Origin of the sequence: Pseudomonas sp. B10(2017), assembly GCF_002113295.1 — a bacterium.
In the GTDB taxonomy this organism is placed as follows: Bacteria; Pseudomonadota; Gammaproteobacteria; order Pseudomonadales; family Pseudomonadaceae; genus Aquipseudomonas; species Aquipseudomonas pudica.
The window spans coordinates 99,062-122,229 of record NZ_NEJU01000018.1 but is presented as its reverse complement, the minus strand read 5'-3'; the positions used below and the strand labels follow the sequence as shown (position 1 = coordinate 122,229).

At 63.5% G+C, this 23,168-nt stretch carries 23 protein-coding genes; 14 read left to right on the top strand and 9 right to left on the bottom strand.

Features of this window, described 5'->3' with window-relative positions:
• Nucleotides 1-318 precede the first annotated feature (318 nt).
• From CAF92_RS20425 to CAF92_RS20415, 3 genes are read left to right on the top strand one after another with little or no spacing between them, the layout of a single operon-like run.
• Nucleotides 319-978: a paraquat-inducible protein A gene (locus CAF92_RS20425; RefSeq protein WP_085601765.1), complete on the top strand. Its 660-nt coding sequence runs from the start codon at nt 319-321 to the stop codon at nt 976-978.
• On the top strand, nt 965-1,588 hold the full coding sequence (locus tag CAF92_RS20420; protein WP_015268842.1) for a paraquat-inducible protein A: 624 nt from the start codon (nt 965-967) through the stop codon (nt 1,586-1,588). Before CAF92_RS20425 ends, CAF92_RS20420 begins: the two co-directional genes overlap by 14 nt.
• Complete coding sequence (locus CAF92_RS20415) at nt 1,581-3,881, top strand: PqiB family protein (RefSeq protein ID WP_046617006.1); 2,301 nt, start codon at nt 1,581-1,583, stop codon at nt 3,879-3,881. The genes CAF92_RS20420 and CAF92_RS20415 overlap by 8 nt, the downstream gene beginning before the upstream one ends.
• Nucleotides 3,882-4,129: 248 nt before the next feature.
• Here the strand turns inward: CAF92_RS20415 and rpsT are convergent, their stop codons facing one another.
• Nucleotides 4,130-4,408 carry a 30S ribosomal protein S20 gene (rpsT, locus tag CAF92_RS20410; RefSeq protein ID WP_003247625.1) on the bottom strand — a complete coding sequence of 93 codons (279 nt, stop codon included), beginning with the start codon at nt 4,406-4,408 and terminating at the stop codon, nt 4,130-4,132.
• A 250-nt stretch (nt 4,409-4,658) separates the two neighbouring features.
• Between rpsT and murJ the strand changes: the two genes are divergently transcribed.
• The 6 genes from murJ to ispH all read left to right on the top strand — a co-directional run bounded on the left by murJ (nt 4,659) and on the right by ispH (nt 11,994).
• Complete coding sequence (gene murJ / locus CAF92_RS20405; RefSeq protein ID WP_085601764.1) at nt 4,659-6,197, top strand: murein biosynthesis integral membrane protein MurJ; 1,539 nt, start codon at nt 4,659-4,661, stop codon at nt 6,195-6,197.
• A 118-nt stretch (nt 6,198-6,315) separates the two neighbouring features.
• Complete coding sequence (gene ribF, locus CAF92_RS20400) at nt 6,316-7,266, top strand: bifunctional riboflavin kinase/FAD synthetase (protein WP_046617008.1); 951 nt, start codon at nt 6,316-6,318, stop codon at nt 7,264-7,266.
• Nucleotides 7,263-10,094, top strand: a complete 2,832-nt coding sequence (gene ileS, locus CAF92_RS20395) for an isoleucine--tRNA ligase (protein WP_085601763.1) — start codon at nt 7,263-7,265, stop codon at nt 10,092-10,094. Before ribF ends, ileS begins: the two co-directional genes overlap by 4 nt.
• On the top strand, nt 10,087-10,602 hold the full coding sequence (gene lspA, locus CAF92_RS20390; protein WP_025337596.1) for a signal peptidase II: 516 nt from the start codon (nt 10,087-10,089) through the stop codon (nt 10,600-10,602). The genes ileS and lspA overlap by 8 nt, the downstream gene beginning before the upstream one ends.
• Nucleotides 10,595-11,032, top strand: a complete 438-nt coding sequence (fkpB, locus tag CAF92_RS20385; RefSeq protein WP_003258215.1) for an FKBP-type peptidyl-prolyl cis-trans isomerase — start codon at nt 10,595-10,597, stop codon at nt 11,030-11,032. Before lspA ends, fkpB begins: the two co-directional genes overlap by 8 nt.
• Before the next feature lie 14 nt (nt 11,033-11,046).
• Nucleotides 11,047-11,994 carry a 4-hydroxy-3-methylbut-2-enyl diphosphate reductase gene (gene ispH, locus CAF92_RS20380; RefSeq protein WP_013970753.1) on the top strand — a complete coding sequence of 316 codons (948 nt, stop codon included), beginning with the start codon at nt 11,047-11,049 and terminating at the stop codon, nt 11,992-11,994.
• Between the two features lie 133 nt (nt 11,995-12,127).
• Here ispH and CAF92_RS20375 read toward each other — a convergent pair whose 3' ends face one another.
• Nucleotides 12,128-12,643 (bottom strand): GspH/FimT family pseudopilin, encoded by a 516-nt coding sequence (locus CAF92_RS20375; protein ID WP_046617011.1) that lies wholly within the window; start codon nt 12,641-12,643, stop codon nt 12,128-12,130.
• Between the two features lie 109 nt (nt 12,644-12,752).
• On the opposite strand from CAF92_RS20375, the gene CAF92_RS20370 reads away from it, so the two are divergent.
• From CAF92_RS20370 to thiO, 5 genes are read left to right on the top strand one after another with little or no spacing between them, the layout of a single operon-like run.
• Nucleotides 12,753-12,935 (top strand): prepilin-type N-terminal cleavage/methylation domain-containing protein, encoded by a 183-nt coding sequence (locus tag CAF92_RS20370; RefSeq protein WP_046617012.1) that lies wholly within the window; start codon nt 12,753-12,755, stop codon nt 12,933-12,935.
• Nucleotides 12,932-13,576, top strand: coding sequence for a PilW family protein (locus CAF92_RS20365; RefSeq protein WP_085601762.1), 645 nt, complete (start codon nt 12,932-12,934; stop codon nt 13,574-13,576). The genes CAF92_RS20370 and CAF92_RS20365 overlap by 4 nt, the downstream gene beginning before the upstream one ends.
• Nucleotides 13,573-14,037: a hypothetical protein gene (locus tag CAF92_RS20360; protein WP_046617014.1), complete on the top strand. Its 465-nt coding sequence runs from the start codon at nt 13,573-13,575 to the stop codon at nt 14,035-14,037. The genes CAF92_RS20365 and CAF92_RS20360 overlap by 4 nt, the downstream gene beginning before the upstream one ends.
• 1 nt (nt 14,038) lies before the next feature.
• Nucleotides 14,039-14,428: a type IV pilin protein gene (locus CAF92_RS20355; RefSeq protein ID WP_085601761.1), complete on the top strand. Its 390-nt coding sequence runs from the start codon at nt 14,039-14,041 to the stop codon at nt 14,426-14,428.
• A gap of 54 nt (nt 14,429-14,482) precedes the next feature.
• Complete coding sequence (thiO, locus tag CAF92_RS20350; protein WP_085601760.1) at nt 14,483-15,580, top strand: glycine oxidase ThiO; 1,098 nt, start codon at nt 14,483-14,485, stop codon at nt 15,578-15,580.
• Between the two features lie 114 nt (nt 15,581-15,694).
• Here thiO and CAF92_RS20345 read toward each other — a convergent pair whose 3' ends face one another.
• The 7 genes from CAF92_RS20345 to CAF92_RS20315 form a co-directional block, all read right to left on the bottom strand.
• A complete protein-coding gene (locus CAF92_RS20345) occupies nt 15,695-17,104 on the bottom strand; it encodes an amidase (protein ID WP_085601759.1) in 1,410 nt (469 codons plus the stop codon).
• 1 nt (nt 17,105) lies between these two features.
• Nucleotides 17,106-18,383: a Zn-dependent hydrolase gene (locus CAF92_RS20340; protein ID WP_085601758.1), complete on the bottom strand. Its 1,278-nt coding sequence runs from the start codon at nt 18,381-18,383 to the stop codon at nt 17,106-17,108.
• Nucleotides 18,384-18,523: 140 nt separating this feature from the next.
• Nucleotides 18,524-19,219, bottom strand: a complete 696-nt coding sequence (locus CAF92_RS20335) for an ABC transporter ATP-binding protein (protein ID WP_085601757.1) — start codon at nt 19,217-19,219, stop codon at nt 18,524-18,526.
• Nucleotides 19,219-19,971 carry an ABC transporter ATP-binding protein gene (locus CAF92_RS20330; protein ID WP_085601756.1) on the bottom strand — a complete coding sequence of 251 codons (753 nt, stop codon included), beginning with the start codon at nt 19,969-19,971 and terminating at the stop codon, nt 19,219-19,221. Before CAF92_RS20330 ends, CAF92_RS20335 begins: the two co-directional genes overlap by 1 nt.
• Complete coding sequence (locus tag CAF92_RS20325) at nt 19,971-20,990, bottom strand: branched-chain amino acid ABC transporter permease (protein ID WP_085601755.1); 1,020 nt, start codon at nt 20,988-20,990, stop codon at nt 19,971-19,973. Before CAF92_RS20325 ends, CAF92_RS20330 begins: the two co-directional genes overlap by 1 nt.
• A 1-nt stretch (nt 20,991) precedes the next feature.
• Nucleotides 20,992-21,852 carry a branched-chain amino acid ABC transporter permease gene (locus CAF92_RS20320; protein ID WP_039614952.1) on the bottom strand — a complete coding sequence of 287 codons (861 nt, stop codon included), beginning with the start codon at nt 21,850-21,852 and terminating at the stop codon, nt 20,992-20,994.
• A 65-nt stretch (nt 21,853-21,917) separates the two neighbouring features.
• Nucleotides 21,918-23,120, bottom strand: coding sequence for an ABC transporter substrate-binding protein (locus tag CAF92_RS20315; RefSeq protein ID WP_046617022.1), 1,203 nt, complete (start codon nt 23,118-23,120; stop codon nt 21,918-21,920).
• Nucleotides 23,121-23,168 lie beyond the last annotated feature (48 nt).

The window sequence follows — 23,168 nt, the reverse complement described above, 5'->3', positions numbered from 1 at the left end:
AACTCAGCAGTGAAACGATGCATCGCCGATGGTAGTGTGGGGTTTCCCCATGTGAGAGTAGGTCATCGTCAAGATTCATTTCGCAAAACCCCTATCTGCGTATGCAGGTAGGGGTTTTGTCTTTCTGGCCTACCAATCCCAGGCCTGCACCCCCGCTCTGTGGGAGCGGGTTCACCCGCGGACACCGGCAAAGCCGGTGCCATCCACCGCGTTGCCGGTTTCGCGGCGGTTCGATGCCTCGACTTGCCCGCTCCCATAACTCCCACAATTCGAGCCAGAACACTAGAATAGGCCCACGCACCTATTCAGAAGCGCTATATGCCCAATCCTGTCGAACCTGAAACCTTGGCCCAGTTGCCGCTGGACCAGCTTGTCGCCTGCCATGAATGCGACTTGCTGCTGCGCAAGCCTGTGCTCCAGCATGATGAGAAGGCCCAATGCCCGCGCTGCGGCTACGAGCTCTACGCCCATCGGCACAATGTGGTCAACCGCAGCCTGGCCCTGGTACTCACCGCCTTGCTGCTGTTTGTGCCTGCCAATTTCCTGCCGATCATGCAGCTGCACCTGCTTGGCCAGACATCGGACGATACCGTCTGGAGCGGCGTGCTGGGCCTGTACAACTCGGAAATGCGCGGTGTAGCTGTGGTGGTGTTCCTGTGCAGCATGGCCATCCCTCTGGCAAAACTGCTTTGTCAGCTGCTCGTGCTCCTGAGCATCCGCCTGAACGTGGGGCGTAGTTTCGGCCTGCTGTTCTACCGCATCTATCACCACTTGCGTGACTGGGGCATGCTCGAGGTCTATTTCATGGGCGTGCTGGTGGCCATCGTCAAGCTGGTGGACCTGGCCGAGCTGACTGTGGGCCTGGGGCTGTTCTGCTTCATCAGCCTGTTATTGATCCAGGTGTGGCTCGAGGTGGTGATGTCACCGCACCAGATCTGGAGTGCGCTATCGGGGGAGGACCTGCATGCGGGCGATTGATGCAGGCATTCTTGTCTGCAATGAGTGTCACGAGCTGAACAGGCAACAGCCAGACAGCACTTCACAAACCTGTACACGCTGCGGTGCCATCGTGCATGCCCGTCGGCCGAACAGCATCGCGCGTACCTGGGCGCTGCTGATTGCCGCGTCGATCCTGTATATCCCGGCCAACATGCTGCCGATCATGACTGTGAGCACCCTGGGCCAAGGCAGCCCCGACACGATCATGTCCGGCGTCATAACCTTGCTCAAGCATGGCATGGTGCCCATTGCTGCGGTGGTGTTCATTGCCAGTATCCTGGTGCCTACGTTCAAGCTGGTGGGCATCGGCTTGCTATTGTACTCAGTTCAGCGCCGGCAGCCGCTTTCGGCGCGGCAACGGATATTGATGTACCGCTTCATCGAATTCATTGGGCGCTGGTCCATGCTCGATATCTTTGTCATCGCCATCCTGGTGGCGGTGGTGAATTTCGGCCGAATAGCCAGTGTCGAAGCCAACCTGGGCGCTGTCGCCTTTGCAACTGTGGTGATCCTGACAATGCTTGCCGCTTTAACTTTCGATCCCCGACTGATTTGGGATAACACGGAGTCGGATGACGACCATGAGTGACCTGCCAACGGCTAAAACCCGCCCAGCCTCGAACTGGTCGGCCATATGGATCCTGCCTTTGATCGCCTTGATGATCGGTGGCTGGCTTGCATGGCAGGCTTATCGTGATGCCGGTGTGGAAATTGAAGTCCGCTTCGAGTCAGGCGAGGGTATCGTCGCCAACAAGACCGAGGTGATCTACAAGGGCATGCCTGTTGGCAAGGTCAAAAGCCTGGTGCTCGACGCCAAGGGTGATAACCAGGGGGTGATCGCCACCATCGAGATGAACAAGGCTGCCGAGCCTCACCTGACCAAAGGTACGCGTTTCTGGCTGGTAAAGCCGAGCGTCAGCCTGGCCGGTATTTCCGGCCTTGAAACACTGGTGTCAGGCAACTACATCGCCGTCAGCCCGGGCGAGGGGGAACGTACCAAGCGTTTTACCGCGTTGAAGGTGGCGCCGCCGCTGTCGGATACTGAGCCGGGCCTGCACCTTACCCTCAAGGCCGAGCGGCTGGGGTCGCTCAACCGTGACAGCCCGGTGTTCTACAAGCAGATCCAGGTTGGCCGGGTGAAAAGCTACCGCCTGTCCGAGGACCAGAGCACTGTCGAAATCAAAGTCTTCATCGAGCCGGCCTATGCCAGCCTGGTGCGCAAGCACACGCGTTTCTGGAATGCCAGCGGCGTCAGCATAGATGCCTCGCTCTCGGGCGTGAAAGTGCGTAGCGAATCGCTGTCGAGCATTGTTGCCGGTGGTATCGCCTTTGCCACGCCGGAACACCGCAAGGACAGCCCACCTACCGACTCGAACCTGCCGTTCCGTCTGTATGAGGACTTTGATGCGGCCCAGGCCGGTATCCGGGTAAAGGTGAAATTGAGCGATTACGAGGGCCTGCAGGCGGGCCGTACACCGGTCATGTACAAGGGCATCCAGGTGGGCTCGCTCAAAGCCCTGACAATGGCAGACAACCTGGCCAGCGCATCGGCCGAGCTTACGCTGGACCCGTTGGCCGAGGATTATCTGGTCGAGGGCACGCAGTTCTGGGTGGTCAAACCGTCGATTTCCCTGGCGGGTATCACCGGCCTGGAGGCGCTGGTCAAGGGTAACTACATCGCCATTCGCCCAGGTGACAAGGGGGCGCGGCCAGAGCGTGAGTTCGAAGCCCGCGCCAAGGCGCCGCCGCTCGACCTCAAGGCGCCAGGCCTGCACATGGTGCTGTTCGCCGACACCCTGGGTTCGCTGGAAGTCGGTAGCCCGGTCATGTACCGCCAGGTGAAGGTGGGTAGCGTGCAAAGCTACCAGTTTGCCCGCAACAGCAATCGCATCCTGATCGGTGTGCATATCGAGAAGGAATACGAAAAGCTGGTCAACGGTTCGTCGCGCTTCTGGAACGTCAGTGGTATCACCCTTACGGGCGGTCTGTCGGGTATAAAGATCAAGAGTGAATCACTGCAGACCCTGATGGCTGGTGGTATCGCGTTCGACACGCCACGGCCCGATGTTCCGCTCAAGCGCCACATCCCACGCTTCCGCCTGCATGACAGCCAGGACGCGGTCAACCGCGCAGGTACGTTGATCACCATTCGTGTGGACCGTGCCGACGGCCTCAAGCCAGGTACGGCAATTCGCTTCCGCGGCCTGGATGTGGGCAGCATCGAGAGCGTCGACCTGACCGATGACTTGCAGGCGGTGCTGCTGCGGGCGCGCATTACCGAAGCGGCGGATCGAATCGCCCGCGTCGGTACGCAGTTCTGGGTGGTCAAGCCCGCCTTTGGCCTGGTGCGCACGCAGAACCTCGACACCTTGGTGGGCGGGCAGTATCTGGAGGTGCAGCCGGCTGCCAAGGACCGTGGCCCGCAGCGCGATTTCATCGCCTTGGCCGACGCCCCGCAGGTGGCAGGGCCTGAAGTCGGCCTGCCGTTGACGCTGAGCGCCCCGCGCCGTGGCTCGATCAAGCCGGGCGTGCCGGTGACCTACCGTGAGGTTGCGGTGGGCAAGGTTACGGGCTTCGAGTTGGGCCAGAGCGCTGACCGCGTGTTGATCCATATCCTGATCGAACCGCGCTATGCGGCCCTGGTGCGCAGCGGTAGCCGCTTCTGGAACAGCAGCGGCTTCGGTTTCGACTGGGGGCTGTTCAAGGGGGCTACGGTGCGTACCGAGTCGGTTGAGACCATGATCGACGGCGGTATCGCCTTTGCCACGCCGGATGGTGAGCAGATGGGCAACCCGGCACGGCCGCAGCAGACGTTCGCCTTGTTCGACAAGGCCGAGGATGAATGGCTGCAGTGGGCGCCGAAGATTCAGATAGCCAAGTGATGTGGAGGCAGGGCTGCCAAGTGCAGCCTTGCGCTTTTCCGTAGGAGCAGCCTTGTGCTGCGAATGGGCTGCGTAGCAGCCCCGACAATGTCCGCTGTCAGCTGAAGCCTGGGGCTGCTATGCAGCTCATTCGCAGCACAAGGCTGCTCCTACAAAAAGCCGATCGTAATCAACTGGGCGGGATGCTTGCACAAATCGCAGGCAACAAAAAGCCGACCCTGGGGTCGGCTTTTCGACTAGCACGTCGCTTAGGCAGCTGCAGCTTCTTTCAGCGCCTTGATGTGGCCATTCAGACGGCCTTTGTGACGAGCAGCCTTGTTCTTGTGGATGATGCCCTTGTCGGCCATACGGTCGATTACAGGCACAGCCAGAACGTAAGCGGCTTGCGCTTTTTCGGCGTCTTTTGCGTCGATGGCTTTGACTACATTCTTGATGTAGGTGCGGACCATGGAACGCAGGCTGGCGTTGTGGCTGCGACGCTTCTCAGCCTGTTTTGCACGTTTCTTGGCGGAAGGTGTGTTGGCCACCGTCGAGCTCCTCGAAAGACTTTAGGTAAATAGCAAACAAAATAGGCCGCGAATCATGCCGATCAGTCGAACGGATGTCAAGGCCACCTGCAAGGTTCCGCCGAGCGGTGCGCCAACAAGAGGGAAATATTCCTTTCTGCTGCGCGACCTGTAAACTCGGGAATTTTTGGCTCCCCTGCGAAGGCGCGGGAGTATCGCACATTCGGACGCTGTCTGGCAGCGTCCTCTGGCCTTGGCGTGAATCTTTTCGATGAACCTGCTCAAATCCCTGGCTGCGGTAAGCTCGATCACCATGATTTCGCGGGTGCTGGGCTTTGTCCGCGACACCATCCTGGCGCGTGTTTTCGGTGCCGGCATCGCCACCGATGCCTTCTTCATCGCCTTCAAGCTGCCCAACCTGCTGCGGCGCATCTTCGCCGAGGGCGCGTTTTCCCAGGCCTTCGTGCCAATCCTGGCCGAATACAAGACCCAGCAAGGCGAGGAGGCGACCCGCACCTTCGTCGCCTATGTCAGCGGCCTGCTGACCCTGGTTCTGGCGCTGGTGACCGCCATCGGCATCCTGGCGGCGCCGTGGGTGGTGTGGGCGACCGCACCAGGTTTTGTCAACAGCGCCGAGAAATACGAGCTGACCACCGCCCTGTTGCGCGTGACTTTTCCTTATATATTGCTGATCTCGCTGTCGTCCCTGGCCGGAGCGATCCTCAATACCTGGAACCGTTTCTCGGTGCCGGCCTTTACCCCGACCCTGCTGAACGTGGCGATGATCGCCTTCGCCGTGCTGCTCACGCCGAATTTCGACCCGCCGATCATGGCCTTGGCGTGGGGCGTGCTGGCGGGCGGCCTTGCGCAGTTGCTGTACCAGCTGCCAGCGCTGAAGAAGATCGGCATGCTCGTGCTGCCACGCCTGAACTTGCGTGATGCCGGTGTGTGGCGGGTGCTCAAGCAGATGCTGCCGGCGATCCTCGGGGTGTCGGTGAGCCAGATCTCGCTGATCATCAATACCATCTTCGCCTCCTTCCTGGTGGCCGGTTCGGTGTCGTGGATGTACTACGCCGACCGCCTAATGGAGCTGCCTTCCGGCGTGCTGGGCGTGGCCCTGGGCACCATTCTGCTGCCTACCCTGGCCAAGACCTACGCCAACAAGGACCGCGAGGAGTACTCGCGTATCCTCGACTGGGGCCTGCGCCTGTGCTTCCTGCTGGTGCTGCCCTGCACCCTGGCCCTGGCCATCCTCGCCGAGCCACTGACCGTGGCGCTGTTCCAGTACGGCAAGTTCACTGCCGTCGACGCAGCCATGACCCAGAAAGCGCTGATTGCCTACTCCGTGGGCTTGCTGGCGATCATTCTGGTCAAGGTACTGGCACCCGGCTTCTATGCACAGCAGAATATCCGTACACCAGTGAAGATCGCGGTATTCACCCTGGTCTGCACCCAACTGTTCAACCTGGCCCTGATCGGCCCGCTTGCGCATGCCGGCCTGGCCTTGGCGATCAGCCTGGGGGCCTGCCTGAACGCCGGCCTGCTGTTCTGGAAGCTGCGCAGCCAGCAGCTGTTCCAGCCGCAGCCAGGCTGGGCGATGTTCCTGCTCAAGCTTGTGCTGGCGGTGGGGCTGATGTCGGCGGTGTTGCTGGCCGGCATGCATTACCTGCCGGCCTGGGAACAGGGCAACATGCTCGAGCGCCTGTTGCGCCTTGGGGTTCTGGTACTTGCGGGCGTCGTGACCTATTTCGGCTGCCTGTACCTGTGCGGCTTCCGGCCTCGGCATTTCGCCCGCAAGGCTTTGCACTAAGGCATCGGGCGGGTCAGGCGTCGGTTTTTCGCATTCCACGCCGCCCTTGGGCGCTGCTGCCTGTCACCGGCGCCCGGGTGTGGTTATAATCGGCCACTTTATGAGCAAGAAGCGCGTTATGCAGCTGGTTCGAGGTCTTCACAACCTGCGCCCCGAGCACCGGGGCTGTGTCGCCACCATTGGCAACTTCGACGGGGTTCACCGCGGCCACCAGGCGATCCTGGCGCGCCTGCGCGAGCGCGGCCAGGCCTTGGGCCTGCCGACCTGCGTGGTGATCTTCGAACCGCAACCACGCGAGTACTTCGCCCCCGATACCGCGCCGGCCCGCCTGGCGCGCCTGCGCGACAAGATCGAGCTGCTGGCGGCCGAGGGTATCGACCGGGTGCTGTGCCTGGCATTCAATCAGCGCCTGAGCAAGCTCAGTGCAGATGCCTTCGTCAAGGCCATCCTGGTCGACGGCCTGGGTGTGCGTCACCTCGAAGTGGGCGATGACTTCCGCTTCGGCTGCGACCGCGCCGGCGACTTCGCCTTTCTGGTCGAGGCCGGCGAGCAGTACGGCTTCACCGTCGAGGCTGCCAACACTGTGATCCAGGACGGCCTGCGGGTCAGCAGCACCGAAGTGCGCAATGCCCTGTCCGAAGGCAACTTCGAGCTGGCCGAGCACCTGTTGGGCCGCCCATACCGCATCACCGGCCGCGTGCTGCATGGCCAGAAGCTGGCCCGCCAGCTCGGCACACCTACCGCCAACATCCAACTCAAGCGCCGCCGCGTGCCGCTGTCCGGGGTCTACCTGGCCAGCATCGAAATCGACGGCAAGGCTTGGCCGGGTGTCGGCAACATCGGCGTGCGCCCCACCGTTGCCGGTGACGGGCGCCCGCACCTTGAGATTCATCTGCTGGACTATGCCGGCGACCTTTACGGCCGGCGCCTGACGGTGGAGTTCCACCACAAGCTGCGTGAAGAGCAGCGATTCGCCTCCCTGGAGGCGCTGAAGTCGGCGATCGATGCGGATATCGCCGCCGCACGTGCACATTGGCACGCTCAACCGCTAACGAAGAGCCTGAAATGACCGACTACAAAGCCACGCTTAACCTTCCGGACACCGCCTTCCCCATGAAGGCCGGCCTGCCTCAGCGCGAACCGCAGATCCTGCAGCGCTGGGACAGCATTGGCCTGTACCAGAAGCTGCGCGAAATTGGCAAGGATCGTCCAAAGTTCGTCCTGCACGACGGCCCGCCCTATGCCAACGGCAAGATTCACATCGGTCATGCGCTGAACAAGATCCTCAAGGACATGATCGTCCGTTCCAAGACCCTGGCCGGCTTCGATGCGCCGTATGTACCGGGCTGGGACTGCCATGGCCTGCCGATCGAGCACAAGGTCGAGGTCACTCACGGCAAGCACCTGTCCGCCGACCGTACACGCGAGCTGTGCCGCGAGTACGCCGCCGAGCAGATCGAAGGGCAGAAGACCGAGTTCATCCGCCTGGGCGTGCTGGGTGACTGGGACAACCCGTACAAGACCATGAACTTTGCCAACGAGGCCGGCGAAATCCGCGCCCTGGCCGAGATGGTCAAGCAAGGCTTCGTGTTCAAGGGCCTGAAACCGGTGAACTGGTGCTTCGATTGCGGCTCGGCCCTGGCCGAGGCGGAAGTCGAGTACGCCGACAAGAAATCGCAGACCATCGACGTTGCCTTCCCGGTAGCCGACGAGGCCAAGCTGGCTGCTGCCTTCGGCCTTGCGTCGCTGGCCAAGCCGGCCGCCATCGTGATCTGGACCACCACCCCGTGGACCATCCCGGCCAACCAGGCGCTGAACATCCATCCGGAGTTCAAGTACGCCCTGGTCGACACCGGGGAGCGCCTGCTGGTTCTGGCCGAAGAACTGGTCGAGTCGTGCCTCAAGCGCTACAGCCTGGAAGGCTCGGTCATCGCTACCGCCCAGGGTTCGGCACTGGAACTGATCAACTTCCGCCACCCGTTCTACGACCGCCTGTCGCCAGTCTACCTGGCTGACTATGTCGAACTGGGTGCCGGTACCGGCGTGGTGCACTCCTCGCCAGCCTACGGTGAAGACGACTTCGTTACCTGCAAGCGCTACGGCATGGTCAACGACGACATCCTTACCCCGGTGCAGAGCAACGGCGTGTACATCGACTCGCTGCCATTCTTCGGCGGCCAGTTCATCTGGAAGGCCAACCCGGCCATCGTCGAGAAACTGAGCGAAGTCGGTGCGCTTATGCACACCGAAACCATCAGCCACAGCTACATGCACTGCTGGCGCCACAAGACCCCACTGATCTACCGCGCCACCGCGCAGTGGTTCGTGGGTATGGACAAGCAGCCGACCACCGGCGAGCCGCTGCGTGAGCGAGCACTGAAAGCCATCGAGGACACCAAGTTCGTCCCGGCCTGGGGTCAGGCGCGCCTGCATTCGATGATCGCCAACCGCCCGGACTGGTGCATCTCGCGTCAGCGCAACTGGGGTGTACCGATCCCGTTCTTCCTGCACAAGCAGACCGGCGAGCTGCACCCACGCACCGTCGAGCTGATGGAAGCGGTGGCCAAACGTGTCGAACAGGAAGGCATCGAGGCTTGGTTCAAGCTGGACGCCGCCGAACTTCTGGGCGCTGAAGCCGAGCAGTACGACAAGATCACCGACACCCTGGACGTGTGGTTCGACTCGGGTACCACCCACTGGCACGTGCTGCGTGGTTCGCACGACATCGGCCACGCCACCGGCCCGCGTGCCGACCTGTACCTGGAAGGTTCCGACCAGCACCGCGGCTGGTTCCACTCGTCCTTGCTGACCGGTTGCGCCATCGACGGCCACGCGCCGTACCGCGAGCTGCTGACCCACGGCTTCACCGTCGACGAGAACGGCCGCAAGATGTCCAAGTCGCTGGGCAACACCATCGAGCCGGAGAAGGTCAACAACACCCTGGGTGCAGATATTCTGCGCCTGTGGGTTGCCGCTACCGACTATTCCGGTGAAATGGCCGTTTCCGAGCAGATCCTGCAGCGCAGCGCCGACGCCTACCGCCGTATCCGCAATACCGCACGCTTCCTGCTGTCCAACCTGTCCGGCTTCGACCCGGCCCGCGACCTGCTGGCCCCGGAAGACATGCTGGCGCTGGACCGCTGGGCCGTAGACCGCACCCTGCTGCTGCAACGCGAGCTGGAAGAGCACTACAGCGAGTACCGTTTCTGGAACGTCTACTCCAAGGTGCACAACTTCTGCGTACAGGAACTGGGCGGCTTCTACCTCGACATCATCAAGGACCGCCAGTACACCACCGGCGCCAACAGCGTCGCCCGCCGTTCGTGCCAGACCGCGCTGTACCACATCAGCGAGGCGCTGGTGCGCTGGATCGCGCCGATCCTGGCGTTCACCGCCGACGAAATCTGGCAGTACCTGCCAGGCGAGCGCAACGAGTCGGTAATGCTCAACGGCTGGTACCAAGGCCTGAGCGAGCTGCCGGAAGGCACCGAACTGGACCGCGCCTACTGGGACCGCGTGATGGCCGTCAAGGCATCGGTCAACAAGGAGCTGGAAAACCAGCGTACCGCCAAGGTCATCGGTGGCAACTTGCAGGCCGAAGTCACCCTGTACGCCGACGAAGGCCTGAGCGCCGACCTGGGCAAGCTGGGCGATGAACTGCGCTTCGTGCTGATCACCTCGGCCGCCAGCGTGTTGCCGTTCGCGCAGGCGCCGGCCGAAGCAGTGGCCACCGAAGTCGAAGGCCTCAAGCTGCAGGTCGTCAAGTCCGGCCACGCCAAGTGCGGCCGTTGCTGGCACTTCCGCGCAGACGTCGGCAGCCACCCGGAGCACCCGGAAATCTGCGGACGTTGCGTCGACAACCTGAGCGGCTCGGGCGAGGTGCGTCACTATGCCTAACCCTGCAGCGGGGCGCTTCGGGCGCCTTGCATGGCTTTGGCTGAGCCTGGTGGTACTGGTCCTCGACCAGGCCACCAAGCTGTATTTCAACAATGCCCTGACCATGTACCAGCAGGTTGTAGTCATCCCTGACTACTTCAGCTGGACCCTGGCCTACAACACCGGCGCGGCGTTCAGCTTCCTGGCGGAAAGCTCCGGCTGGCAGCGCTGGCTGTTCGCCCTGATCGCCGTGGTGGTCAGTGCCGTGCTGGTGGTGTGGCTCAAGCGCCTGGGGCGCAACGAGACCTGGCTGGCCGTGGCGCTGGCGCTGGTGCTGGGTGGCGCGATCGGCAACCTGTACGACCGCGTCGTGCTCGGCCATGTGGTCGACTTCATCCTGGTGCACTGGCAGAACCGCCATTACTTCCCGGCCTTCAACCTGGCCGACAGCGCCATCACCGTTGGTGCGGTGATGCTGGCGCTGGATATGTTCAAGAGCAAGAAGTCCGAGGATCCGGTCCATGACTGACACCCGTATCGGCCAGAACACCGAAGTCACCCTGCACTTCGCGCTGCACCTGGAAAACGGCGACACCGTCGACAGCACGTTCGACAAGGCCCCGGCCACCTTCAAGGTTGGCGATGGCAACCTGTTGCCAGGTTTCGAGAACGCCCTGTTCGGCTTCAAGGGCGGTGACAAGCGTACCGTGGTGGTGGCCCCGGAAAACGCCTTCGGCCAGCCCAACCCGCAGAACGTACAAGTCATGCCGCGGTCCCAGTTCGAGGGCATGGAGTTGTCCGAAGGGCTGTTGATCATCTTCAACGACGCCGCCAACACCGAGCTGCCGGGTGTGGTCAAAGCGTTCGATGACGACCAGGTGACCATCGACTTCAATCACCCATTGGCTGGCAAGACCCTGACCTTCGAGGTGGAGATCCTCGAGGTGAAGGCCCTGTAAGCCTGGAGCCGAGCATGCAAATCAAACTCGCCAACCCTCGCGGCTTCTGCGCGGGGGTCGACCGGGCGATCGAGATCGTCAACCGCGCGCTGGAAGTCTTCGGCCCGCCGATCTATGTGCGTCACGAAGTGGTGCACAACAAGTTCGTGGTGGAAGACCTGCGCAACCGCGGTGCCATCTTCGTCGAAGAGCTGGACCAGGTACCGGACGATGTCATCGTCATCTTCAGTGCCCACGGGGTTTCCCAGGCCGTGCGCCAGGAAGCTGCTGGCCGTGGCCTGAAAGTGTTCGATGCCACCTGCCCGCTGGTGACCAAGGTGCACATCGAAGTGGCCAAGTACAGCCGCGACGGCCGTGAGTGCATCCTCATCGGCCACGAAGGGCACCCGGAAGTCGAAGGTACCATGGGTCAGTACGACGCCAGCAACGGTGGCGCCATCTACCTCGTCGAAGACGAGGAGGATGTTGCCAACCTGCAGGTGAAGGACCCGGACCACCTGGCGTTCGTCACTCAGACCACGCTGTCGATGGACGACACCAGCCGCGTCATCGACGCCCTGCGTGCGCGCTTCCCGAACATTGGCGGCCCGCGCAAGGACGACATCTGCTACGCCACCCAGAACCGCCAGGACGCAGTCAAGCAACTGGCGGACGAGTGCGACGTGGTACTGGTGGTCGGCAGCCCGAACAGCTCCAACTCCAACCGCCTGCGCGAGCTGGCCGAGCGCATGGGCACCCCGGCCTATCTGATCGACGGTGCCGAGGACCTGCAGCGTGGCTGGTTCGACCAGACGGCGCGGGTCGGCATCACTGCCGGTGCGTCGGCCCCTGAGGTGCTGGTGCGTGGCGTGATCGAGCAGCTCAAGGCCTGGGGCGCTACCGGTGCTGAAGAGCTGGATGGGCGGGAAGAGAACATCACCTTCTCCATGCCCAAGGAGCTGCGGGTTCGGTCGCTGATCTGACCGCAGTTTGCGCGATCCCACTGTAGGAGCGGCCTTGTGTCGCGAGCAGGCTGCAAAGCAGCCCCAGGATTTCAGCGTTAGAGCTGATATTGCCGGGGCCGCTTTGCGGCCCGTTCGCGACACAAGGCCGCTCCTACGTTGACCGCGCTGATCTGCTAGTGGTGTCTTTGCATCGGGATTTTTTTGGCTCTCCCATCTGTACGTTGACCCTGCCAGTCGATGCCATCACCACTTGATACTGGCTAGTTGCGGTCAAGCGCTCGCAAATCTCCATCGTTGAAGCTAACCAATTACCGGTTGCCCCAAGCGGAACCCCCTGCGCACTGAATTTCAGTTGCTCGCCGCGGTTGCTCGTGATCTTCAGTGGCCGTGAAAGGCGCTGCTCACGCAGCACCTGCTGGTTATGCTCCAGCATCACCCGCCAACCATTTCCCCAATTACCGTCCAATGCCTGCACCAGCACCGGCTGGTTTTGCAACATGGCATGGCTGCGCGCACTGCGCAGCGCCTGCGCCAGGTCTCGTGCGGCTGCCGCCCTGTGTAGGTCGTCGCTCAACCTGGCGTAGGCCGGCATGCCAAGCTGTGTCAGCAATACGGCCACGCCCAAGGCCGACAACATTTGAATCAGTGTTACACCTCGTTGCTTCACCGTGCATTCCTCCCTGGAAGTGCTTGGCTGTAGCTTCACGGTCGTTGGACTGGCGGTCCAGTCGCCCGGGTTCAATGCAATTGCAGGAAAAGTCGCAGGAGGTGCAGGGATGCACGCAAGACAACGAGGCATGACGCTTCTGGAAGTGTTGTTGGCGGTGGGTGTGGTGGCCGTGGGCATGTTCGCAGCGGCAGGCCTGCAACTGCAGGCATTGCAGGCTGCGGAGGACGCGCGCCGCGATGGGCAGGCGGCAATGGCGGCGCACAGTGAGCATGAAAGGGCGCGACCATGAGCCGCGCCCAACGTGGTTTCGGCTTGCTTGAGCTGATGCTGGCGCTGACCATCGGGTTGCTGCTGTTGGTGGCGGCCAGCCAGCTATTTACCTCGGCCCACCATACCTGGCGGCTGCAAAGCACGGCAGTACGCATGCAGGATGAGGCTCGCCTGGCATTGCTGCGAATGGCCCAGGATATCCGCATGACCGGGATGTTCGGCTGCTTGCGACTGCAGCCAAAGCACTTCGGCAGTACGAGCGCAGAGCACGCATTCGCCCGGCCGATGGAAGTCGAAGCAACCACCCTCAGCCTGGTCGTTGCGGAGTTACCTGGGCAAGCCGGGGGGCCGCAGTGGTTCCTGCACACGGACTGTACTAGCAAAGTGTCTGTGGACGATGAGTTGAAGGAGGGCTACCCACAGGTTTACCCCATCAGCAGATATGTCTACCAACTCAAGGGCAATACGCTGAGATTCAAACGCAACGACAGCAATTTCCAGCCGCTGGTTGAAAATGTGCGGTCAATGCGTTTGCAGCGTGTGCAAATGGCACAGGGTGAGGGGGTGGATATTGCCCTGACGCTTTACGAACCCACGCTCGAACTCGAACAGCACCATGAACTGAGCGTCGCAATCCGCAACCCGGTGCCGGCCTCATGAGTCGTCAGCGTGGCATTGTCCTGTTGTTGGCCTTGGTCCTGAGCCTGCTGCTGGGGCTGCTTGCGGCATCCGCCCTGCGTGATGCGCTGGCGCAAACGCGGATGACCGGCTATCTGAGCGAAGGCCTGCTGGCGCTGGAGCAGGCCGAGGCCACGTTGCTGGCAGGGGCTGGGGAGCTCGAACGGGCTCCCCCCGACCCTTGTGAAGCGTGCCCACCACCAACTCGACCGCATGACCTGAAGGGGCAGTGGCAGCGCACACCAACCGGCTACTTCCATTTGCAGAATCTGGGTACCAGCGAATACGCCGCGCATATGCCGGAAGGGCAGCAGGTCACCCTGTACCGCGTCACCGCCGTAAGCCTGCAAACCCAGTCACGGCATGTGCTGGAAGCGGTCTATGCCATGGGTGAGGACACGACCCGGCGCATTGCCTGGCGCCAGAGATTGCGAGGAGACTGACATGCAGCAAGGCTTGAGCCTGATCGAGCTGTTGATTGTGCTGGCCGTGACCGGCATTCTGGCAGCCATTGCCTACCCCAGTTACAGCGACCAGCTACGGCGAGCCGCGCGCAGCGAAGTGGTTGGCCTGCTGCATGACGCCGCCCTGCGCCTGGAGCGCCACCGCGTACGCACTGGCCATTACGCCGAGGGCGACCCTGCCTTGCCTGGCGGTACCCGCTATTACAGCCTGCAGGCCCAGCGCGACAGCGACACCTTCACGCTGCGCGCCCGGCGGCTGCCGAGCGGGCTGATGGCGCAGGACCGCTGTGGCGATTTCCAGCTCGACCAGGCCGGCGTGCAGCGCAATCCGGGTGCCGTCGAAGACAGTGTGCACTGCTGGGGAAGCTGAAGATTGAATGATGCCCGGCGCATCGCGGATTTACTTCAGGTGTTGGATCGACAGATGAGCAAGCAAGTAGTGGTGGTCGGTGGCGGGGTGATTGGCCTGCTGACGGCATTCAACCTGGCGGCGAAGGTCGGGCAGGTGGTGGTGTGTGATCAGGGGGAAGTCGGCCGCGAGTCGTCCTGGGCCGGCGGTGGCATCGTCTCGCCGCTGTACCCGTGGCGCTACAGCCCGGCCGTGACCGCCTTGGCACACTGGTCGCAAGACTTTTATCCACAGCTGGGCGAGCGTTTGTTCGCCAGCACAGGCGTTGATCCCGAGGTGCACACCACCGGCTTGTACTGGCTCGACCTGGACGACGAAGCCGAAGCGCTGGCCTGGGCCGAGCGTGAGCAGCGGCCGCTGAGTGCCGTGGATATCTCGGCGGCCTATGACGCGGTGCCGGTGCTGGGCCCGGGCTTCAAGCGTGCCATCTACATGGCCGGCGTGGCCAACGTGCGCAACCCGCGCCTGGTGAAGTCGCTCAAGGCTGCGTTGCTGGCGTTGCCCAACGTGACCTTGCGAGAGCACTGCCAGATTACCGGTTTCGCCGAGCAAGGCGGCCGCGTGACCGGTGTGCAGACGGCAGACGGCGTGCTTGCGGCGGATGAGGTGGTGCTCAGTGCCGGCGCCTGGAGTGGCGACCTGCTGCGTACGCTCGGCCTGGAGCTGCCAGTGGAGCCGGTGAAGGGCCAGATGATTTTGTTCAAATGTGTCGAAGACTTCCTGCCGAGCATGGTGCTGGCCAAGGGGCGGTATGCGATCCCTCGGCGGGATGGGCATATTCTGGTAGGTAGCACGCTTGAGTATGCCGGGTATGACAAGACCCCGACCGAGGAGGCGTTGGAGAGCCTGAGGGCCTCGGCGGTGGAGTTGTTGCCTGAGCTCGAGGGGGCCACGGTGGTGGCGCACTGGGCCGGGCTGCGGCCGGGGTCGCCGGAAGGTATTCCGTATATCGGGCCGGTGCCGGGGCATGCGGGGTTGTGGTTGAACTGCGGGCATTACCGCAACGGGCTGGTGCTGGCGCCGGCTTCGTGTCAGCTGTTTACCGACCTGTTGACCGGGGCAGAGCCGATCATTGACCCGGCGCCGTATGCGCCAGCCGGGCGATTGAACTGAGGGCCTCTTCGCGGGTAAACCCGCTCCCACAGGTACATCACAGGTTTCGAAAACTGTGCGATCCCTGTGGGAGCGGGTTTACCCGCGAAAGGGCCGGAGAGGCAAGTAGACATTTCAGCCGGTAATCGGTGCCTGCAAGTGCCGGCTAGGGTAATGCTGCTCATAGACCTTGCACACCCGCAGCACCTGCTCATCGGCAAAGCGCCCGGCCACCACCTGCAGCCCCACCGGCAACCCCTCGCGGGTGAACCCGCACGGCACCGAAGCCGCCGGCTGCTGAGTCAGGTTGAAGGGATAGCTGAACGGCGTCCATTCCATCCACTGCGTCATCCTCGACCCAGGCGGCACATTGTGCCCGGCCTCGAATGCCACCAGCGGTAGCATCGGCGATACCAGTACGTCATGACGCTGGTGGAAGGCATTCATTTTCGCGATCAAATCTGCCCGTGCCTCCAGGGCCTGGGTGTATTCGCCAAGGCTGATTCGCGCTCCCTGTTCGGCAATCCGGCGCAGCCCTGGGTCAAGCAGCGCTCGCTGTTCATCGCTGAACGCACCGGCCAACCGCGCCGCCCCGGCAAACCACAGGGTATTGAACGTCTCCAGCGGGTCACCGAACCCTGGGTCGACTTCCTCAACCTGTGCGCCCAGCCGTGCCAGGCGCTGCACGGCCTGGGCCACCAGTGCCTGGACCTGCGGGTCGACCTGCACGTAACCGAAGTTGGCACTGTAGGCGATGCGCAGGCCGCTCAGGTCTTGGTCCTGGCCCAGCCACGGCGCCTGCCTGGGGGCGCCGGCCAACCCGTCACGCGCATCGGGGCGGGCTACACAGTCGAGCATCAGTACCGAATCGTCGACGGTGCGCGTCATCGGCCCCAGGTGCGACAGCACGGTCATGGCACTGGCCGGCCATTGCGGTACGTAGCCGAAGGTCGGCTTGATGCCGAAGGTGCCGGTAAAGGCGCAAGGGATTCGAATAGAGCCGCCGGCATCGCTGCCCTGGTGCAGCACGCCCAGGTTCAGCGCGGCTGCTGCCGCGGCGCCACCAGACGAGCCGCCGGCGGTCAGCCGGGTATCCCACGGGTTGCGGGTAATGCCGTACAGCGGGTTGTCGGTCACCCCCTTCCAACCGAACTCCGGCGTGGTGGTCTTGCCCACCAACACGGAGCCGGCTTCGCGCATGAAGGCCGTGAAGGGCGCATCGGCTTCCCACGGGCCGGCGCCCGAGGTGGTGCGCGAGCCCTTGCGTGTGGGCATGCCACGGGTCAGGGTAAGGTCCTTGATCGAGGCGGGTACGCCATCCAGCCGGCCGCAGGGCTCGCCACGCTGCCAGCGCTGTTCGCTGGCGCGGGCGGCGACGCGGGCACCTTCGCCGTCGACATGGCAATAGGCGTTGACTGCCGGGTTGTGCAGGTCGATGCGCGCCAACACATCGTCGATCACCTCGACCGGTGACAGTTGGCGGCGCTGGTACAATTCGAGCAGTTCGACGGCGGTGAACTCGCCAATCGCGGTTTTCTGGGTCATCTCAATGGGCTCCCTGGGTGGCGGCCTGGAACATGGCGCGCAGCAGCACGTCGCAGCCATCGGCCAGGTCCTGTGGCGCGGCATTTTCGATTTCGTTGTGGCTGATGCCGCCCTCGCAGGGCACGAAGATCATCCCGGCCGGGCCCAGTTCGGCGAGGAAGATCGCGTCGTGGCCGGCGCCGCTGACGATATCCATGTGCCTCAGGCCCAGCTCCCGCGCGCCTTGGCGCACGGCGTCCACGCACTGCTCGGCGAAATACAGCGGCGGGAAGTCGGCGGTTGGCGTCAGCTCGTAACTCAACCCGTGCCTTGCCGTGCTGGTTTCAATGGCCGCGCGTACTTCGCTGACCATGGTGGCGAGGTGCTCGGGGTCGAGGTGGCGCAGGTCGATGGTCATCTGCACCCGGCCGGGGATGACATTGCGCGAGCCCGGGTGCAGGTTCAGACAGCCGACGGTGCCGCAGGCATGCGGCTGGTGGGCATGGGCCACGCGGTTGACCGCAGCCACCACCTCGGCGGCGCCGACGAGGGCATCCTTGCGCAGGTGCATCGGGGTGGGGCCGGCATGGGCCTCGACGCCGGTCAGTACCAGGTCGAACCATTTCTGTCCCAGGCAGCCTTGGACCACGCCAATGGTGGTGCGCTGGTCTTCCAGCACCGGACCTTGTTCGATATGCGCCTCGAAGTAGGCACCGACCGCATGCCCGGTGGGCACGCGTGGGCCTGCGTAACCGATGCGCTGGAGCTCCGCGCCTACCGACAGGCCTTGGTCGTCGACCTTGGCCAAGGTCTCCTGCAGGCCGAACTTACCGGCGAACACCCCCGAGCCCATCATGCACGGCGGGAAGCGCGAGCCTTCCTCGTTGGTCCATACCACCACTTCCAGCGGGGCCTCGGTGGTCAGGTCCAGGTCGTTCAGGGTGCGCAGCACCTCGAGGCCGGCCATCACCCCGTAGCAACCGTCGAACTTGCCACCGGTGGGTTGGGTGTCGATGTGGCTGCCGGTCATGACTGGCGGCAGGGCCGGGTTGCGCCCCGGGCGGCGGGCGAAGATATTGCCGATGGCGTCGATGCTGACCGTGCAGCCGGCGTCTTCGCACCAGCGCACGAACAGGTCGCGGGCCTGGCGGTCGAGGTCGGTCAGGGCCAGGCGGCATACTCCACCCTTGGCGGTGGCGCCGAGCTGTGCCAGGTCCATCAGCGATTGCCAGAGGCGTTCGCGGTTGACCAGCGGGCCCTGGCCGAGCAGGTGCTGCGAGGGAACGATGCGGGTGTTCATGGTTCATCTCTCCTGAAATGACTGGGTTGCTTGTACTGGCCTCTTCGCGGGCTTGCCCGCTCCCACAGGGACATCACTGCCTTCAGGTGTGGGAGCGGGTTTACCCGCGAAGAGGCCAGTACAGGTAAACGAGGCCTGTATCAGGCACTCAGGGCCAGGTAACGGTTCTTGATGCTCGGGTCCTCGCGGAACTGCGCCGCACTGCCCTGGTAGGCGACGCGGCCCTGCTCCAGCACGTAGTGGCGGTCGGCGAGGGCATCGCAGACCATCAGGTTCTGCTCCACCAGCAGGATCGACAGGCCTTCGTCCTTGATCCGCCGCAGAATCCTCACCAGTTCGTCGACGATCACCGGGGCCAGGCCTTCGGTGGGCTCGTCGAGGATCAGCAGCTTGGGCCCGTTGAGCAGGGCGCGAGCGATGGCCAGCATCTGCTGCTCGCCGCCGGACAGGGCGAAACCGCCGTTGCGTCGCCGTTCCTTCAGCCGCGGGAACATGCCGTACACGTCTTCCAGCTGCCAGCGGCTGTCCTTGCGAACGGCAATCCTCAGGTTCTCCTCCACGCTGAGCTGGCGAAAGATGCCGCGGTGCTCCGGCACCAGGGCAATGCCAAGCCGGGCGATATCGAAGATTTCGCGGCCGACCAACTGCTGGCCGTCGAAGCTGATCTGCCCCTGCCGTGGGCGGACGATGCCGAGGATGCTGCGCAGGGTAGTGGTCTTGCCGGCGCCGTTGCGCCCCAGCAGGGTCACCAGTTCGCCAGCTTCCACTTTGAGCGAGACGCCTTCGAGCACATGGCTCTTGTCGTAGTAGGAATGGATCGAATCGACGTTGAGCATCAGGCGGCCTCTCCAAGGTAGGCGGTGCGGACACGCTCGTCGTTGCGCACCTGTTCAGGGGTACCCTCGACCAGGATCTGGCCGTGGCTCATCACCGTGATGCGCTGGCTGATCGACATGACGATGCTCATGTTGTGCTCGATCAGCAGCACGGTGTGGTCGCGGCCGAGGTCGCTGATCAAGTCGGTCATCACCGGGATGTCGTCGATGCCCATGCCCGAAGTGGGTTCGTCGAGCATCAGCAGGGTGGGTTTGGCGCAGATCGACATGCCCACCTCCAGCACCCGTTGCTGGCCGTGCGACAGCTCGCCGGCCAGGGTCTCGGCGCGGACGGTGAGCTTCAGGCGCTCCAGCACCTGGTCGGCGGTGTCCCAGTGGCTGCGCTTGTGCTCGACGCTGCGCCAGAAGTTCAGCGCACCCAGGCCATCGCGGCCCTGGGCGGCCAGGCGCAGGTTCTCGCGTACCGACAGGTTCTGGAACAGGCTGGTGAGCTGGAACGAACGGGCCATGCCCAGCGCCACGCGCCCGTGGGAAGGCTTGCGGATGATGTCCTGGCCGTTGAACAGTATCTTGCCCGCGGTGGCCTGGCGCTCGCCGGTCAGGCAGTGGAACAGGCTGGTCTTGCCGGCGCCGTTGGGGCCGATGATGGTGTGGATGGAGCCGGCGCGAACCTTGAGGTCGACGCCCGCAACTGCCTTGAAAGGGCCGTAGGCCAGTTCCAGCTGGCGGGTTTCCAGGAGGTAGTCGCTCATCACAGGGTCTCCTTGGTCTTGGCCTGGGGTTTGTCATCGGCATTGCGGTTAGCCAGCAGGCGCTTGCCCAGTTCGGCCAGGCCGCCCCAAAGGCCGCCACGCATGAACACCACCACCAGGATCAGGATCACCCCCAGCAGCATCAGCCAGCGCGGCCACAGCTCCGACAGCACATCGCCCAGCAGCACAATGGCGCCGGCCCCCAGCAGCGAGCCGAACAGCGAGCCGGTGCCGCCGACGATGGTCATGATCAGGATGTTCTCGCTCATCATCAGGTCGATGTTCGACAGCGGCGCAAAGTGCAGCAGCATGGCGTACAGCGCCCCGGCGATACCGGTAATGGCGCCCGACAGCATGAACACCAGGATCTTGAAGTGGCGGGTGTCGTAGCCGATTGCTGCAGCGCGGGTCTCGTTTTCGCGGATGGCCAGCAGGGTGCTGCCGAATGGCGAGCGGATCACCCGCAGGGCGCCAGCAAAGATCAGCAGGAACAGCACCGCGACGAACACATAGAAGTGCCGTGGGTCGGCCAGATCGACCAGCACATGGCCGGCGATTTCGATGTTGGGCCGGGGCACATCGAGCAGGCCGTTGTCACCGCCGGTCCAGCCGCTGAGGGTGTAGGCCAGGAAGTACGCCATCTGGCTGAAGGCCAGGGTCAGCATGACGAAGTAGATACCTGTGCGGCGGATCGCCAGGGCGCCTACCAGCAGCGCCAGGAAGGCACCGAACACGGCTGCGCCAAGCAGCGCGGCGAACATGCCCCACTGCAGGTGGATCATCAGCAGCGCCGCGCCATAGGCGCCCACGCCAAAGAAGATGCCTTGGCCGAACGACAGCAGGCCGGTGTAGCCGAGCAGCAGGTTGCAGGCCAGCGCCGCCAGGGCAAAGATCAGGATCTCGGTGGCCAGGGTGGCCGATGGCAGCAACAGCGGCAGCGCCACCAGGCTGGCGACCACCAGCAACAGCAGCGCCGGGGCGCGCCCCTTGGCGACTGGCAATGGGTTTTTCTCGCTCATCTCAGGCTCTCCCGAACAGGCCATAGGGACGGACCAGGATCACTGCGGCCATGGCGCCGTAGATCATCAGGCTGGCGCCTTGCGGCCAGAGGCTGGTCATCATGCTTTGCACCACACCCACCAGCAGGCCGCCGACCAGGGCACCGCCGAACGAGCCCATGCCGCCGATCACCACCACCACGAAGGCGATGCCGAGGATTTCCGGGCCGACGAAGGGCTGGGCGCCACGCAGCGGTGCGAACAGCACGCCCGCCACGCCGGCCAGGCCCACGCCCAGTGCGAAGGTCAGGGAGAACAGGCGGAAGATGTTGGTGCCCAGCAGTGACACGGTTTCGGTGCTTTCGCTGCCGGCCCGCACAAGGGCGCCGAAGCGGGTGCGCTCCAGCAGCAGCCACAGGCCAAGGCCGATCAGCGCGGCAAAACCGATAAGGAACAGCCGGTAGTAGGGGTAGATGAAGTCACCGACGATCAGCACCCCGCGCAATTCCGGCGGCACGGCGATGTTCTTGCCCACCGGGCCCCAGATCAGTACCGAGGCTTCCTGGATGATCAGCGCGATACCGAGGGTGACGAGGATCTGGAAGGTGTGCGGCAGGTGGTAGATGCGCTTGATCAACAGGCGCTCGACCGCCCAGGCCAGCGCCGCCACCACCAGTGGTGCGATCAGCAGGGCCAGCCAGAAGTTGCCGGTAATGGCCACGGCGGTGTAGCACAGGTATGCGCCCAGCAAGAAGAACGCGCCGTGGGCGAAATTGACGAAGTTGAGCAGGCCGAAAATGATCGTCAGGCCCACGGCGATGAGGAAGTAAATCATCCCCAGGCCCAGGCCGTTGAGCAGTTGGAACAGGTACAAATCGAGCATGAGCGTGCCCTCGACAGCGCGCGGTGCGGCTGCCTGTACGAGTGTTTGTGACTGACGCCGCGGCTTCAGGCCAGGGCGCAACCGGTGTGGTCGACTTCGACGAACGAGCGGCCCGAGCTGATGACTTCGGCCAGGTCGTCCTCGTCGCGCATCTGCCCCTGGGGCTTGCCGCGCAGCAGGTAGTAATCCTTGAGCACCTGGTGGTCGCCCGGGCGGATCAGTTCTTCGCCGGTGGGGCCCTGAAAGCGCATGCCCTGCAACGCCGCGGAGACGGCGGCGCCATCCAGGCTGCCGGCCTTGATGATGGCTTCGAGCATGACCTTGGTGCCGATGTAGTCGGCTGCCAGCGGGTAGTTGGGGTTGATGCCATAGGCCTTGCGGGTGGCTGCGACCAGCTGCTTGTTCAGTGGGGTATCGACCTGGTGCCAGTACTGCGCGCCCAGGTACACGCCTTCGAGCACGTCGCTGCCCAGCTCCTGGAACTGGTCGAGGCCGGCGGACCACACAATCAGCACTTTCATGCGCTCCTTGATGCCGAAGTTCACTGCCTGGCGCAAGGCGTTGGACGCCTGGCTGCCGAAGTTGAGCAGCACCAGCACGTCAGGCCTGGCGGCGATGGCGTTGGTCAGGTAGCCGGAAAACTCCTGCTCCTGCAGCGAGTGGTAGCTGTTGCCGATGTGTTCCACGCCGAGCTCGGCGAACACCTTGCGGGCGTTGTCCAGCAGGGCATCGCCGAAAACGTATTGCGGGGTGATGGTGTACCAGCGCCTGGCCTGTGGCAGCTGTCGGATCATCGGCACCAGTGTTTCGCGGATGGCGCCGTAGGTGGGCACCGACCAGCGGAAGGTCGAGGCATTGCAGTCCTTGCCGGTGATTTCGTCGGCGCCGACCGGGGTCATGAACACGCCGCCGGCCTTGTGGATTTCCTTCGACACCGCCAGAGCCGAGGACGACAGCGTGCAGCCCTGGAAGAAGCGGGCGCCATCCTGGCCGATGGCTTCCTGCACCTTGCGCACTGCCTTGCCGGCGTTGCCTTCGGTGTCGATGACCTTGTACTTGAGCGGGTGGCCGAGCAGTTGCGGGTACTCGGCGATGGCCAGGCGCGAACCCATGTCGGCGTACTTGCCGTAGCTGGCGAAGGCCCCAGACATGGACTTGAGCCCATAGAAGGTCAATGGTTGGTCGGCGAATGCCCGGTGCGCCCCCAGGGGGAGGCTCCCTAAGGCACCCAGGGCAAGGCCTGCCTTGAGCAGGGTACGTCTTTGCATGAGTAACTCCTTGGTTGTGGTTATTAGGCAGGAGTGGCAATGACAAAG